Genomic DNA, 14,205 nt, shown 5'->3' with positions numbered 1-14,205 from the left:
GACGGCGCGAGCACTTGCGCACGAGCGGGTTCCACCCAATTACCGGTCTGCGCGCCGACTGTCGCCAACAGGTTGGGGTCGAGCAGCGCGAGCACGCCCGAGCGGACCCGCGGATCGCTCAACTCCCCTGTGCGCCCGTTGAGCACCAGTTGCAGCACACGTGACTGCGGCATGATCGCGGTCCGGACCGACGGAATCGCGCCCAGTTGCGCCTGGGTCGCCACACCGCCGTGGACCAGCGCCATCTGCACGTCGCCGGTGCGCAGTGAGCCGGCCAGCTGCGCGGGCGTGCCGCCGCGGCGAAGCAGGATCTGGCCGGGCATGGCCGGGGTACCCCAGAAGCGGTCGTTGCGTTCCAACAGCATCTCGTCGCGTCCGGGGTCCGCCGAGCGGATCCCGAACGGGCCTCCGGACACCCGGACGCCGTTGACCTGGCCGTTCATCCCCCTGGCGAATCCGCCGGGAGCGTCCTTCAGCAGATGCGACGGCAGCAGATCCGTGAACAGTTCACGCCAGCCGGGATAGGGCTGCGACATCACGACGGTGACTGTCTTGCCACCCGCCGACGAGTTCACATCCGAGATCAACCGGTATCCGGCCGGATCGACGACGCCGGGTTCGGAGATCATCTCCTGCCACAGGTAGCGGAAGTCCTCCGCCGCGATGGGTGCGCCATCCGACCAGGACGCTTCGTTGCGCAACTTGTAGGTGATCGTGAACGGTTCCTGCGCGGTCACTTCGGCGGAGACCAGCAGCGACGAGTCCGGCACCCACGCCGTCGCCCCCGGCGTGGTCGGGCTCGGCACCGGCCGGAACGGGCTCGGCAGCACCAGCGAGGCGATGGCCGAGGTGGCGGCGGACTGGTCGGAGCGCAGATGCGGATTGAAGGCCGTGCCGATGGTGTCCAAGGCGACGACGACGGTGGTCTCCGCGGGCTTGACCGGCGTGGTCTTCGGGCTGTCGGTGCTTTCGATGGGCGGCGGCGGGTTGGCCGCGCAGCTGCCGATCAGCGTCAGCACTGCCATGGTCGGCAACAACGTGCGCCACGCTGCGCGTTTTCCTGCGCCCACTTTCACGCTCGGGAACTCTACCGTAGAGTCCGGTCCGATCGCAGATTCCTGGAGTCGCGAGAGTGATCGGGGATACCGATCCGATATCGCCGCGGATGAAAGCACAAGCGCACCGCCGGGTCCGCAACGCCGTGCCACACCAACCCGGTTGACAGTCGGCAAATAATCGGAGCATCCCGCACAACCACCATTCGCAGTCTCGCAAGTGACGAGCGCAATCCATATACACGGCGATAGCACGGACAATCCGCCGACCGATGGCGGAGCACGCAAAGTGAACATTCGCTTCGACACGGCGCGGGAAGGAACTTCCGCGCTCATGCGCGGCCCCAGGACCGACACCGCCGCAACCCTCGCCGCTACAGACCTTGCACACCAACGGTTTTCGAGCCGGAGCGCGCCATCACACCGACTGGCCCACGCAATCGCATGCACGAGCACGGCAGGGCGGCCGATATACGGCGCACAAAACCGGCAGGGCCGCGCCCAGTGTCGTACGGCAAAACTGATTCAGCGGCAAATTACAGCCGTGCCGCGCAACCAAGAAAGCGGCCGCACGGTCGAAATCAATTATTCGGAAGGCTCGGAGTTCCACGAAACCGTGCGAGACCCGGAAGCAAGCGAGAATTACGTGGACACCGAGGTTGCCCAATCCCCAACCAGAGGGATTACCCAACCTGCACAAACTTGAAACGAAGCAATCCAGCCGTCGCGGAATCGCCCTCGACAGTAAATTCCCAGGAAAGTCACGATGAATTGGCGCGCAGAGCTACCGCGCGACGATTCGATGGTACAGCTTGCGCGACCGACCACGAGGACGCCACCGGTCGGCCGCAGCGACTCCGGCACCCGCCCGCTGCGAATCCGGCGCCACCCGTGACGCCGGATTCGCTTCCACAGCAAATGATTACAGCGCCGCGCGGTCGCGCGCCTTGCGCCGGGACAGCTCCCGCGCACGCTCGTTCTGCCCGAGGATCACCTTGCGCACCCGGACCACCTCCGGTGTGACCTCCACGCACTCGTCGGCGGCGCAGAACTCCATCGCACCTTCCAAATCCAGCTGCAATGGCTTGGCCAGGGTCTCGATCACGTCGGCGGTGGAGCTTCGCATATTGGTCAGCTTCTTCTCGCGGGTGACATTGATGTCGAGATCCTCCGCCCGCGGGTTGATGCCGACGACATGGCCCTCGTAGGTGTCCGCGCCGGGCTCGACGAAGAACTGGCCGCGGTCGGCCAGCTGGATCATGGCGAACGGCGTCACGGTGCCCGACCGGTCGGACACCAGCGAGCCGGTGTGCCTGGCCCGGATCTCCCCCGCCCACGGCGCGTAGCCATGCGACACCGCATTCGCGATGCCGGTGCCGCGGGTCTCGGTGAGGAAGTCGGTGCGGAATCCGATCAGGCCGCGCGAGGGGACGATGAACTCCATCCGCACCCAGCCCGCGGCGTGGTTGTTCATCTGCACCATCTTGCCCTTGCGCGCGGCAAGCAACTGGGTGATCGCACCGAGGTACTCCTCGGGGCAGTCGATGGTCAGCTCTTCGTACGGCTCGTGCACCTTGCCGTCGACCTGCTTGGTGACCACCTGCGGCTTGCCGACGGTCAGCTCGAAGCCCTCCCGGCGCATGGTCTCCACCAGGATGGCCAGCGCCAGCTCGCCGCGGCCCTGCACCTCCCAGGCATCCGGGCGGCCGATGTCCAGCACACGCAGCGACACGTTGCCGACCAGCTCCTGGTCCAGCCGCGACTTCACCATGCGGGCGGTCAGCTTGTGTCCCTGCACCCGGCCGACCAGCGGCGAGGTGTTGGTACCGATGGTGACCGAGATGGCGGGCTCGTCGACGGTGATGCGTGGCAGCGCGACCGGCTCGTCGAGGTCGGCGAGGGTGTCACCGATCATGATGTCCGGGATGCCCGCGATGGCGACGATGTCGCCTGCCACCGCGACCTCGCCGGGCTGGCGCTCCACGCCGACCGTCTGCAACAGCTCGGTGATCTTCACCTGCTTGACGCCGTCTGCGTGCATCCACGAAACGCTCTGCCCCTTGCGCAGCTCGCCGTTGTGGACCCGGACCAGCGCGAGACGGCCGAGGAACGCCGAAGCGTCCAGGTTGGTGACATGCGCCTGCAACGGTGCGGTCGGATCGCCCTTGGGCGCGGGGATGCACTCCATCAGCACGTCGAACAGCGCGTCCAGGTTCTCCGCGTCCGGCGCGTTCCCGTTCTCCGGACGCTCCTTCGATGCCTTGCCCTCCCGGCCGGAGGCGTACAGCACCGGCAGGTCGAGCGCGAGCTCGGCGGCCTCGGCGGCGGCGTCGTCCAGATCGGAGGCCAGATCGAGGAGCAGGTCGTGGCTCTCCTCGACGACCTCCTCGATGCGGGCGTCGGGACGGTCGGTCTTGTTCACGACCAGGATCACCGGCAACGACGCGGCAAGTGCCTTGCGCAGCACGAAGCGGGTCTGTGGCAGCGGTCCCTCGGACGCGTCGACCAGCAGCACCACACCGTCCACCATGGACAGGCCGCGCTCCACCTCACCGCCGAAGTCGGCGTGACCGGGCGTGTCGATGACATTGATCACGGTGACCGAACCGTCCGGGTGGTGCCGGTGCACCGCGGTGTTCTTGGCGAGAATGGTGATGCCCTTCTCGCGCTCCAGGTCGCCGGAGTCCATCACGCGATCGACGGGTTCGGCCCGCTCGGCGAAGGCACCGGACTGGCGCAGCATGGCGTCGACCAGCGTCGTCTTGCCGTGGTCGACGTGGGCCACGATGGCGACGTTGCGAAAATCGCGTGCAGACGACACGCCTGAATCCTCCTGCTGTTAGGTGTTGGTGCTCGGCCGACCCCTGCAAACAGGTGGAGAATCGAAACTCACCGGGCATCGCGGCCAGGTACACCCTACCGGCAGTCCGGTTCCCGCAACGTTTCAGGCTTTGTACTAAGGGTATGCTAACCGCCGTGGGCAAGGTCAAAGCGAAGAAGGTTTCGAGTCTGAAACCGAAGAAGAAGTGCTGTCGGAAGAAGACGCGCTGCTTGAAGTGCCCCGTTGTCATCATGCGGATGAAGAAGTGCGAAGCCGCCGGGATCTGTGGCAAGGATCTGAAGAAGGCACTCAAGCAGGCGCGCGCAGCCTGATCAGCGCCGCGACCCTTCCGGGGCGGCCCGATGCGAGGAGTAAGGAAGCTATGGCACAGCAGACACTGCTCTCCGATATCGAAATCGCCGAGGCCCTCACCGAGCTGCCCGAGTGGGCTCGATCAGGGGACAGCCTGGTCCGCACCGTCAAAGCGCCCACGTTTCCCGCGGGCATCGAACTCGTGCGCGAAGTCGCCGAGGTCGCCGAGACCGCCAACCATCATCCGGATATCGACATCCGGTGGCGCAAAGTCACTTTCACACTGTCCACCCACTCCGCGGGCGGGCTCACCGCGCTGGACGTCGCGCTGGCGCACGAGATCGATCGTCTGGTAGCGCGGGCTGGGTAAGCCTGCGCCTGGAGCGGATCACCCAGAGATAGAACACCACGACGCCGAGCACGTCGACGGCGCCGAGCCAGGCCAGCACACCCGGACGCGAGATGGTCCAGATCGAATCCTGGAAGAAGGACAGCACCCACGGCACGCCGACGAGCATGGTCGCCACCCAGAAGCCCGCGATGACGCGCGCCCCGGCCACCGCGCGCAGCGGCCCGTAGACCAGCCACAGCACCGTCGGCAGCAGCCACACCCAGTGATGCGACCACGAGATGGGCGAGATCATCAGCCCGAACAGCTGCACCACGATCAACGTGCCGAGCCGGTCGTCCGGCTCCAAGGCCCGCCAGGCCAGCAATCCCAGCACCGCGATCAGCAGCACAGCCGCGATCCACCACGGCCCGGATTCCACGTCGTGACCGAGGATTCGGCTCAGCGCGCCGCGCAGCGACTGGTTCCACACCGAGCCCACCGGCCCGATCCGATCGGCGTCTCCGAGCAAGGTGCCGAAGTACTGCCGCGCTTCGATCGGCGCGATCAAGAAGCTCACGCCCACCGTCGCGCCGAAGACGAGCGCCGACCACGCGACGGTCGCCCACTGCCGCCGCGCCGCGAAATACAGACCGGTGATCGCGGGTGTCAGCTTGATGCCAGCGACGATGCCGACCAGCCCGCCGGAGACCCACCATCGCGAACTGCGCACCGCGAGCATCGCGCCGAGCACCAGGAACACGTTGACCTGGCCGTAGTCCATCGTGGTTCGCACCGGCTCCAGCCACAGCCCCAGCGCGGTCCAGCCCACCGTCGCCACCCGCCACCGCGGCTCGCGCAGAGTCTGCGCACCGAACATGAGCTCGAAACTGATGTGCACCACCGCATACAGCGCGGCGGCGATGGCCAGCAGCCAGGCCACCGCGACGACGGTGAACGGCAGGTAGTGCAGCGGGAAGAACACCAGTGCCGCGAACGGCGGATAGGTGAACGGCAGCGGGAAGTCCGGTGTCTTCTCCGCGTAGGTGAAGTCGTAGAGCTGATCGGTCAGCAGCGCGGCCGATCCGCCGACGTAGACGTGCAGATCGACCAGGTTCATCCCGTTCGGCGACAGCAGCATCCAGAGCAACCGGGCCAGCACGGACAGACCGAGCACCGACACAGCCCATCGGAGGTGACGATTCAAATCGCTGCTTTCGGCTCGGGTGCGGTGTGTCGGTCCGGCACGCCCGGATTCCGGAGTGTTCCGGCGACAGTGCGGACGGCACGGATTAGATTAACCGCAGCGCGAATCCGATCGGTGCCACCCCTGAACCACCGGTAACATTTGCATCAAATTTCACACCAGTAACACCAATGGTGCGCTACCGTCTGCTAACACTGATCGTCCACGGCGCCATTCGGACCCTGTGGCTGTACACATAGCCGCAATGTCCCTAGAGTGACCCCCGAAACGATGGCTTTTAGCAATCGGACCGAGTTGTACCCGAGATAAGGACGGCCAGACCAGTGCTTCGCACCCGAGGATCGCGGATCGCATTGTCCGCACTCGCCATCGCGGCGAGCGCCACGCTTGCCGCGCCGATGACAGCAACCGCTGCCCCCGCACCCGCGGCGACGACGCAGAGCGTTCCGATGGTCCCCGAGGGCGTGCCGGTGGACGCGCTGGCCGCGCTCGCCCCGGCCATCGTCGGGGCCATCGCAGGCCCGGCAGACATCGCGAGCCCCGCGGGTATCGCGGGCCCGCAGTCGGCGATTCTGGACCAGGCGCGCAGGCTGCTCGCCACGTTGAATCTGCCGCCGCAGATCAAGTCGACGCTGGAGCGCATTATCACCTTCCTGGACGGCAGCGGTGGCGGTGGCCCCGAGGTGCCCCAGGACGGCCCGGTGATCGCGCAGTTCCTGTACCCGACCATCGGCAAGGGCTGCATCAGCCCGACCGCCGACTCGATCGGCACCGCGCTGGCCGTGCCCGGCCCGGCCACCCTGCCGCCGCCCGGCCCGCAGGCCGGTCAGACCGGATTCGTGTTCACCGCGCTCGGCACCAAGTCGCCGACGCCGGTGCAGAACCCGCCCATGACGGTGCAGTGGCTGAACCTGGACACCCGTCAGTCCGGCATCCTGCCGCTGACCGGCGAGGCCAAGATCAACCCGGAGGGCCCCGCCACCCTGTCGGCCATCGCCAACACCGGTTCCGGTCGTGTCGTTGCCGTAGTCGGCGGCTCGCTGACCACCCAGGCCGGCGACGCCCCGCCGCGGACCTGCTCGTTCCTGCCGACGCTCGGGTTCTTCACCGTCGCCTGAGTTCGCGTCCGAGGGCGGCGACTCCACCGGAGTCGCCGCCCTCACGCATACCCGCGGCCGCCGAGATCCCGGAAGGATCTGGCGCGATGACGCATGAGTCCGCCGGGACTGTGGTAGACCGCTAACTATGGCGACCATCGATCGTTCGGCACACCCGGGTCATTCGATCCGGAGTAGCCGCTCGCACCGCTCGATCCTGTCGATCCGCTCCGAGGGCTCGATCCTGTCCATCGGCTCGGCCTATTCGATCCTGTCCATCGGCAGCGTCGGCTCGGTGCTCTCGATCGGGTCCGTGGGATCGTTCGGGTCGGCGATCTCGTCGTTCTCCTTCGCCAGCCTCGGTTCGGCGTTCTCGGGTCTGTCCCGGTGGTCGCTGTTCTCCTGGCTGGGCGACCACGAGGCGCCGGACAGCCGCCCGACGTTGCGCGTCGTCCCGGACGACGAGCCCGACTTGCGCGTCGCGCCCCTGAGCCACTCCCAGACCTAGTCAGCTCACCACTGGCCGTACTCCGGGGCGAGCACATTGTTCAGATCGATGCCGACCCCGTCGATGGATCGTTTGTCGATTTCGAATTGGTGCAGGTGGGCGGCGGGGTGCACGAAACCCTCCGGCGTGCCCCAATCGTGCTGCCAGTACCAAGAACACAGCCCAGCGGCGGTAGCCAGCTCGATGGTCGGGGCGTTCGCGTAGACGCCGGTCCGCTCCTTGCCGAGCACGGCCTGCCAGCCCAGCAGATACGGCGCGATCATGGTGGCGAAGTCGGCCGCGGAGGGGTTGTCATCGATGGACGCGTAGATCGGCACGTGGTCCGGGCCGCCGGCGGCGCTATGCAGTGCGAGCCCGCGCTCGGCGTGCCGCTTGCCCGCCTCCAGCCCGCCACGCCAGTCCGCGGTCGGACCCTTGCCGAACTGATAGCACGACACGATCCGCAGATCCGCCTCTTTCAGCCGCTCGACTTCGGGGGCGCCCAGCGGCTTGCCTACCATCCACTCGGCGCCGGGCCTGCGATCGGAGACATAGCGGATGACGCCGAGGTGCCCCGCCTCCTTGATCGCCGCGGCCGAGGGAACGCCGCCCGCGTAGTCGATCAGGGTTCCGAGCGGAGGTCCGGCCGAGGCTGGAGCCGCCCCGGCTGCGACTCCAGCGGCCGCCGCCGCGGCGGCATAGACGAATAGGTCCCGCCGGGATACAGGCTGAGAACGCATCGTGGACTCCTTCGCGCAACCCGACATGGATGGCAGCGTGCCCGGCGCACCTTCCCCTAACCATCGCGCGCCGGGAGCCTCGAACGTGTACTCATTTCACCATATTCACAAGCGAACCGCTAGACCCAGGAGAAACATACTTCACATTGGTCACATGCCCGATTCGCGCGGAATCGGCAGGCCGGTCAGACGATGCCGTCGATGCGCGCGGCAACGTCGATGGTTCGCATCGACGGGTTGGCCAGTTCCTTGCCGACCACCGCGACGACCTGCGCCACGACCTGCTTCTTGATCCCAGCGAGCGCACCGAGCGTGGCCGCGCGAGCGCCGTGCGCGGCGAACTCCATGCGAACGTCGGCCGGGTCCGGCCGCGGAACGTCGATCACCACCCGCAACGGGTCGGCCGCCCGAGCGGTGAGCACCAACGGCACTTCCACATCGGCACGATAGCGATTGGCTTTCAAGACATCCACGGTGATCTCCAGGCTCACCGGCAAGGTCAGGTCGAACGACACCAGCTCAGCCGGTCGGTCCACCAGCCGTGGGATTCGCACCGCTCCGCGGACCGTCACCGTCGCGGCGCCCCGCGGGCCGGTCTGCAGCGGACCGACCTCGATCGGCCTGCCCGCCAATCGCTCGACCACGTCGAACACCCGCTGGCGGGTCACGATGTGGGAGAAGAACCGATGGCCGAACTCGTCGTAGCCGATCCAGTCGAACACGGCGGAGTCCCGATGCGCCGACCGAGTGCCGCCGACCATCGCCTCGATGTCGAATACCAGATTGCGGCGGGTCTGCGGACCGGCCAGCATGGCGTTCACCCGAGCGGCGACCTCGCGCTGCACCACCCCGGCGATCGGGTCGAGCAGCCACTCCCAGGCCGACTCCACCGCTTGAGCGCGCAGGACGAAGCTGATGTCACGCTGGGTGATCGGCGGGATGTCGATGACGATGAGCACGGGTTCGGCGGTGCGGGCGTGCAGCGTCAGATCGATCTCGACCCTGGCCTCCAGCCGCAGTTTCCGGCCGCCGAGCAGCACCTTCAGCGTCAACGACACCGGAACGGTGACCTCGAACGTCACGCCGGGCCCGCGGTGCAGGACGTGCGGCGTGCCGACCTTGCCCTCGGCGACGAAACCGGCGAGACCGGCCGGGCCGATCGACACCGGGCCGATGGTCAGCCCACGGCCCGCCATGCTGGAGATGGCGGATTCGATCCGGGCCGCGGTCACGGCGTGCGCGACGAAACGCTCGCCGAATTCGGCATAGTCGATCCAGGCCGGCGCACTACGCGGTTCGTCGGTCGGCTGCATCAGTAGTTCCGAAACCCTCACCTCTCGATGGACAACCGACACGGTACGCGACCGATCTTGCGCCACCCTCGCCACGCGCGCCCCCACCCGAGATCCCCGTCCTGCCGATGAGGGGGAAGCAGGGCGGGGATCGGCGACGGCGCTGCCGGGCGCCGCCAACACCATCGTAGGACTATCCGGCGCGCTGTTTCACCCGCATATGGGGTGTATTTCCGCGCGCAGGCAGTGACCGGTCACAATCGCCCGAGACCGACCACGCCGGGCACGTCGGCCAGGGTGAATCGATGGATGCGCACCTGGCCGAATTCGTTCCCGCCGATCGTCGTCACCTGGCCCGCGTCGGCTCGCAGGACGATGTTCGTGTGCTGCCCGAATGGACTGGACTCCCGGTAGAGCAGCACGTCTCCGGTGCGCGGTTGGTACTCCGACCCGATCGGGACGAACCGTCCCGTGCTCTCGTAGTACTCCTGCAGCGTGTACACGCCGGGAATCCGCCACGAGCCCGAGTGCGGGTTGGCCAGCGGTGCACCCGCCTCGCGCAGAACCCAGCTGACGAAATCGGCGCACCACGCCTCGTCGACGCCCTCCGCGTACTTCGTGCCCGCACCCGGATCGCCGAACTCGCGCTCGGCGACCGCGACGATTCCGGCCTGGGTCGGATCGAGCGCGGAACGATCGAGCGCGGGGAACTCGGTGAGGCGCTCGCCCACGACAGCTTCGCTGTCCGACCACCGCTGCCACCAGATGTTCCCGGCAATACCCGCGGTAGCCAGGGCGAGCAGCACCAAGACGAGCGCGACCCACGGGATATGCCGCGATCTCAGCTGTTGTGTCATCACTGCCCCGGTTCTGTGGCATCGATCTTGTCTTATCAAGTTCGACGTGCGACGGCCCCGAACGGTTCCCGGCACCATACGATTGGTTTCGATTACCGTACGGAGGGGCAACCCGTACGAGCCGGAATCGCTTCCGGCACCGCGGAAACCGCGATAGTCTCCGAAGAGACCAGCCGATGGGGAGGTCCGCCCTGGACACGCTGTGGACATTCGTCGTGCACCGGCGGCACCAGTTGCTCGTCGACTCGTATCTGCACGTCTCGGCCGTGGTGCAATCGGTGCTGCTGGCCACGGGCGTGTCGGTGCTGCTCGGAATTCTGGTCTACCGCAGCCGATTCGGCTCCTCGATCGCCACCGCGCTGGCCAGCGCGGTGCTGACGGTTCCGTCGTTCGCGCTGCTCGGCCTGCTGATCCCGGTCCTCGGTCTCGGCGTCGCACCGACCATCACCGCGCTGGTGGTGTACGCGCTGCTGCCGATCCTGCGCAACACCATCATCGGGCTGGCTTCGGTGGACCCCGCCGTCACCGACGCGGCACGCGGCGTGGGGATGAATCGGCTCCGCGTGCTCGCCCGCATCGAACTGCCGCTCGCCTGGCCCGCGATCCTGGCCGGTATGCGGGTGAGCACACAGCTGATCATGGGTATCCTCGCCATCGCGGCCTACGCCAAGGGCCCCGGCCTCGGCAACCTGATCTTCTCCGGACTCGCGCGCCTGGGCAGCCCGAACGCGGTGCCACAGGCGCTGGTCGGCACGATCCTCATCGTCGTGCTCGCACTCGTGCTCGACGGGATCTACGTCCTCGTCGGGCGGCTCACCACCTCGAGGGGAATGGCGTGACGGACACCGAAACCCGCGGCGGCGAAGCCGGACCAGCCGTGTCAGGGGTAGACATCGTGCTCGATTCGGTGACCAAACACTATCCGGGACAGCGCGATCCAGCCGTGGACCAGGTCTCGCTGACCATCCCCGCCGGTGAGATCGTGGTGCTGGTCGGGCCGTCCGGCTGCGGCAAGACCACCACCATGCGGATGATCAACCGGCTGATCGAGCCCACCTCGGGCACCATCACGATCGGCGGACGCGACGCGGCCACGATCCACCCCGACAAACTCCGGCGCGGCATCGGCTATTCGATTCAGCAGGCGGGCCTGTTCCCGCATCTGACCGTCGCGAAGAACGTCGCCACCGTGCCGGGACTGATCGGCTGGGACCGGCGGCGGATCGCGGCCCGGGTCGACGAGATGCTCGAGCTGGTCGGCCTCGACCCGGACACCTTCCGCGACCGCTACCCGCGTCAGCTCTCCGGCGGCCAGCAGCAGCGGGTAGGGGTGGCGCGGGCGTTGGCGGCCGATCCACCCGTGCTGTTGATGGACGAGCCGTTCGGCGCGGTCGACCCGATCACCCGGGGGTTGTTGCAGGACGAGTTGCTTCGCCTGCAAGGCGAGCTCGGCAAGACGATCGTCTTCGTGACCCACGATTTCACCGAGGCGGTCAAGCTCGGCGACCGAATCGCCGTGCTGGGCGACCGATCCCGGATTCTGCAATACGACACGCCCGCCGCGGTCCTGGCCGACCCCGCCGACGAGACGGTCGCCGGTTTCGTCGGCGCGGATGCCTCGCTCAAGCAGCTCACCCTGACCAGGGTCAGGGACGTGGCACTCGGCGACTGCCCCACCGCGACCGACCAGGACCCGGTCGACGAGCTGCGCGGTGCGCTCGCGGGCCGGGACTGGCCGTGGGCGCTGGTACTCGACCGCCAGCGCCGGCCGCTGCGCTGGGTCTCGGCCGAGCAGCTGGCGCACGCGGACTCGCTGCACGGGGTCGGTTCACCGCTGCAGGAGACGTTGTCGCTGAAGTCGACCTTGCAGGACGCCCTGGAAGCCCTGCTGGCGCATCAGAGCGCTACCGCGGTGGTCACCGGGACGCGCGGCGAGTACGTCGGGCTGATCACGATCGACACCCTGGTCGCGCACCTGTCGGTGCTGCGCGCGGAACACGGCGGCGACCGTGCCTCGGCGACGGATGACGCACCATGACCACCACCACACCCACCACACAGCGCAGGGCCGAGCGCATCCGGCTGTTCGTGCAGCCGGTGGTCGTTCTCGCGCTCACCGCGTGCGTGCTGGTGTGGGCGTTCGCTCGCGACCTCACCATGACACAGCAGGCCAGTCTCAACGCGGACAACATCGCGACCGTCACCAGGCAACACGTGCTGATCACCGCGACGGTGGTGCTGATCGTCATCGCGGTGGCCGTTCCGCTCGGCACGCTGCTCACCAGGCCCGGATTCGGCCGCCTGGCACCGGTTTTCGTCGGCATCGCGAATATCGGCGCGGCCGCGCCCGCGATCGGGCTGATCGTGCTGTTCTATCTCGCCACTCGCACCACCGGCTTCTGGATCGGTGTGGCGCCGATCGCGTTCTATTCGCTGCTCCCGGTGCTGCGCAACACCATCCTCGGCTTCCAGCAGGTGGACCGGATGCTCATCGACGCAGGGCGCGGCCAGGGGATGTCGGCGGCAACGGTATTGCGGCGCATCGAATTCCCGCTTGCCGTGCCCTACATCCTGGCGGGTTTGCGCACCTCGCTGGTGCTCGCCGTCGGCACCGCGACACTGTCGTTCCTGGTGAGCGCGGGCGGGCTGGGCATTCTGATCGACACCGGCTACAAACTGCGCGACAACGTCACGTTGGTGGTCGGGGCGGTGCTCGCCGTATCGCTGGCGCTGCTGGTGGACTGGATCGGCGCGCTCGCCGAAGAGTTCCTCGGACCGAGGGGACTGAAATGACGCGGGTGTGGCGACCGTTCGCGCTCATCCTGGGGCTGGCACTGCTGGCAGCGTGCGGGCTGCAATCAGGCAGCGCGGTGCCGCTGCGAGTGGGTCCGGGGAGCATCCGCCCGGTGCCCGAGCTCGCGGGTGTGCGCGTCACCGTCGGCTCCAAGGATTTCACCGAGCAGAACATCCTCGGATATCTCATCGAATTCGCCTTGTCGGCGGCGGGCGCCGACGTGCGCGACCTGACCAACATCCAGGGCTCCAACAGCGTGCGCGACGCCCAACTACACGGTCAGATCGACATCGCCTACGACTACACCGGCACCGGTTGGATCAATTACCTGGGCAACGAGACACCGGTGCCCGACGAGATCGGCCAGTTCGAAGCGGTCCGCGACGCCGACCTCGCCGAGCACGGCATTGTGTGGACGGCGATGGCGCCGATGAACAACACCTATGCGCTGGTCATGAGCGCACAGACCGCGCGGGAGACGGGAGTACGCACGCTGTCGGACTACGCCCGGCTGGTCGATGCCGACCCGGCCGCGGCGGCGATCTGCGTCGGCACCGAATTCAACGTCCGCCAGGACGGATTCCCGGGCCTGACCCGCAAGTACGAGATCGACGCCGGCAAGGTGCGCAAACAGATCGTCCAGGACCCCGTGGTCTACCAGGCCACCGCGGATGGCAAGCAGTGCCGCTTCGGTTCGGTCGCCGCCACCGACGGCCGAATTCCAGCATTGAATCTCGTTCTGCTGCAGGATGATCGCGGCTTCTTCCCGAAGTACAACGCGGCGTTGGTGATGCGCGAGGATTTCGCCGGCGAGCATCCGCAGGTCGCCGCGATCATGACACCGATCTCGCAGCGCCTCACCAACGAGGCCATCACCGAACTCAACCGCCAGGTCGACGTGGACGGACGCGAACCGGCCGAGGTGGCACGGGACTGGATGGTCGCGCAGGGGTTCGTCACCGCCCGCTGAGGCCCGCTGTAGCTCGACCGGATCGCCTGCTGGCGGAGGATCTCAAAGGCCGACGAGGACATCCGGCGTTCCGCTCTCCGCGTGGCCGGGTAACGGCGGAAGCGCTTTCGCCTTACTGGCCCGCGACTTTGTGGCGCCCGCTTGCGCTGCTTCCGCCGGGTCCGCTCGGATTCCGCCGGGTCCGCTCGGATTCCGCCGGGTCCGCTCGGATTCCGCCGGGTCCGCTCGGCGCGGGTGCGCCGAGC

14 protein-coding genes are annotated in these 14,205 nt (G+C 67.5%); 8 read left to right on the top strand and 6 right to left on the bottom strand.

Annotated elements, in window-relative coordinates:
* Together NA4_RS10335 and typA are read right to left on the bottom strand one after the other, a co-directional pair.
* A partial coding sequence (locus tag NA4_RS10335; RefSeq protein ID WP_169811010.1) for an ABC transporter family substrate-binding protein occupies window positions 1–1,025 on the bottom strand: 1,025 nt, incomplete at its 3' end.
* A gap of 952 nt (window positions 1,026–1,977) precedes the next feature.
* Window positions 1,978–3,876, bottom strand: coding sequence for a translational GTPase TypA (gene typA / locus NA4_RS10330; RefSeq protein ID WP_067467695.1), 1,899 nt, complete (start codon window positions 3,874–3,876; stop codon window positions 1,978–1,980).
* A gap of 155 nt (window positions 3,877–4,031) precedes the next feature.
* Here typA and NA4_RS41335 point away from each other — a divergent pair, with 155 nt between their 5' ends.
* Window positions 4,032–4,208: a hypothetical protein gene (locus tag NA4_RS41335; RefSeq protein ID WP_169811008.1), complete on the top strand. Its 177-nt coding sequence runs from the start codon at window positions 4,032–4,034 to the stop codon at window positions 4,206–4,208.
* 50 nt (window positions 4,209–4,258) lie between these two features.
* Complete coding sequence (locus tag NA4_RS10320; RefSeq protein WP_067467689.1) at window positions 4,259–4,558, top strand: 4a-hydroxytetrahydrobiopterin dehydratase; 300 nt, start codon at window positions 4,259–4,261, stop codon at window positions 4,556–4,558.
* Here the strand turns inward: NA4_RS10320 and NA4_RS10315 are convergent.
* Window positions 4,497–5,723, bottom strand: a complete 1,227-nt coding sequence (locus NA4_RS10315; protein WP_067467686.1) for a mannosyltransferase — start codon at window positions 5,721–5,723, stop codon at window positions 4,497–4,499. The two genes, NA4_RS10320 and NA4_RS10315, sit on opposite strands and share 62 nt — an antisense overlap.
* Before the next feature lie 323 nt (window positions 5,724–6,046).
* Between NA4_RS10315 and NA4_RS10310 the strand changes: the two genes are divergently transcribed.
* Together NA4_RS10310 and NA4_RS10305 are read left to right on the top strand one after the other, a co-directional pair.
* Window positions 6,047–6,841, top strand: a complete 795-nt coding sequence (locus NA4_RS10310) for an Rv1157c family protein (RefSeq protein WP_067467683.1) — start codon at window positions 6,047–6,049, stop codon at window positions 6,839–6,841.
* Window positions 6,842–6,968: 127 nt separating this feature from the next.
* The gene (locus tag NA4_RS10305) at window positions 6,969–7,328 is read left to right on the top strand and encodes a hypothetical protein (RefSeq protein ID WP_067467680.1); all 360 of its coding nucleotides are present in this window, start codon (window positions 6,969–6,971) and stop codon (window positions 7,326–7,328) included.
* 5 nt (window positions 7,329–7,333) lie between these two features.
* On the opposite strand, the gene NA4_RS10300 is transcribed toward NA4_RS10305, so the two are convergent.
* From NA4_RS10300 to NA4_RS10290, 3 genes are all read right to left on the bottom strand, one after another.
* Window positions 7,334–8,047, bottom strand: a complete 714-nt coding sequence (locus tag NA4_RS10300; RefSeq protein ID WP_067467677.1) for a DUF1906 domain-containing protein — start codon at window positions 8,045–8,047, stop codon at window positions 7,334–7,336.
* A 185-nt stretch (window positions 8,048–8,232) separates the two neighbouring features.
* Entirely contained in the window at window positions 8,233–9,360 is a 1,128-nt protein-coding gene (locus tag NA4_RS10295) for a hypothetical protein (RefSeq protein ID WP_067467674.1), read from the bottom strand.
* Between the two features lie 233 nt (window positions 9,361–9,593).
* The gene (locus tag NA4_RS10290) at window positions 9,594–10,196 is read right to left on the bottom strand and encodes a CHAP domain-containing protein (protein WP_067467671.1); all 603 of its coding nucleotides are present in this window, start codon (window positions 10,194–10,196) and stop codon (window positions 9,594–9,596) included.
* A 176-nt stretch (window positions 10,197–10,372) separates the two neighbouring features.
* Between NA4_RS10290 and NA4_RS10285 the strand changes: the two genes are divergently transcribed.
* From NA4_RS10285 to NA4_RS10270, 4 genes are read left to right on the top strand one after another with little or no spacing between them, the layout of a single operon-like run.
* Window positions 10,373–11,035 (top strand): ABC transporter permease, encoded by a 663-nt coding sequence (locus tag NA4_RS10285; protein ID WP_067467668.1) that lies wholly within the window; start codon window positions 10,373–10,375, stop codon window positions 11,033–11,035.
* On the top strand, window positions 11,032–12,234 hold the full coding sequence (locus tag NA4_RS10280; protein ID WP_067467665.1) for an ABC transporter ATP-binding protein: 1,203 nt from the start codon (window positions 11,032–11,034) through the stop codon (window positions 12,232–12,234). Before NA4_RS10285 ends, NA4_RS10280 begins: the two co-directional genes overlap by 4 nt.
* Window positions 12,231–12,989 carry an ABC transporter permease gene (locus tag NA4_RS10275; protein ID WP_067467662.1) on the top strand — a complete coding sequence of 253 codons (759 nt, stop codon included), beginning with the start codon at window positions 12,231–12,233 and terminating at the stop codon, window positions 12,987–12,989. Before NA4_RS10280 ends, NA4_RS10275 begins: the two co-directional genes overlap by 4 nt.
* Window positions 12,986–13,960: a glycine betaine ABC transporter substrate-binding protein gene (locus tag NA4_RS10270; RefSeq protein ID WP_067467659.1), complete on the top strand. Its 975-nt coding sequence runs from the start codon at window positions 12,986–12,988 to the stop codon at window positions 13,958–13,960. Before NA4_RS10275 ends, NA4_RS10270 begins: the two co-directional genes overlap by 4 nt.
* The last annotated feature ends 245 nt before the right edge of the window (window positions 13,961–14,205 follow it).

Source organism: Nocardia amamiensis NBRC 102102 (genome assembly GCF_001612745.1).
Taxonomy (GTDB): domain Bacteria; phylum Actinomycetota; class Actinomycetes; order Mycobacteriales; family Mycobacteriaceae; genus Nocardia; species Nocardia amamiensis.
This window is presented reverse-complemented; position numbering and strand designations above follow the sequence as displayed.

What these genes read in the sequence shown, in the direction of transcription:
- NA4_RS10295 (WP_067467674.1), bottom strand. Translation starts at nt 9,360, where the DNA reads ATGCAGCCGACCGACGAACCGCGTAGTGCGCCGGCCTGGATCGACTAT.
- NA4_RS10275 (WP_067467662.1), top strand. Translation starts at nt 12,231, where the DNA reads ATGACCACCACCACACCCACCACACAGCGCAGGGCCGAGCGCATCCGG.
- NA4_RS10300 (WP_067467677.1), bottom strand. Translation starts at nt 8,047, where the DNA reads ATGCGTTCTCAGCCTGTATCCCGGCGGGACCTATTCGTCTATGCCGCC.
- NA4_RS10305 (WP_067467680.1), top strand. Translation starts at nt 6,969, where the DNA reads ATGGCGACCATCGATCGTTCGGCACACCCGGGTCATTCGATCCGGAGT.
- NA4_RS10285 (WP_067467668.1), top strand. Translation starts at nt 10,373, where the DNA reads ATGGGGAGGTCCGCCCTGGACACGCTGTGGACATTCGTCGTGCACCGG.
- NA4_RS10290 (WP_067467671.1), bottom strand. Translation starts at nt 10,196, where the DNA reads ATGACACAACAGCTGAGATCGCGGCATATCCCGTGGGTCGCGCTCGTC.
- NA4_RS10320 (WP_067467689.1), top strand. Translation starts at nt 4,259, where the DNA reads ATGGCACAGCAGACACTGCTCTCCGATATCGAAATCGCCGAGGCCCTC.
- NA4_RS10270 (WP_067467659.1), top strand. Translation starts at nt 12,986, where the DNA reads ATGACGCGGGTGTGGCGACCGTTCGCGCTCATCCTGGGGCTGGCACTG.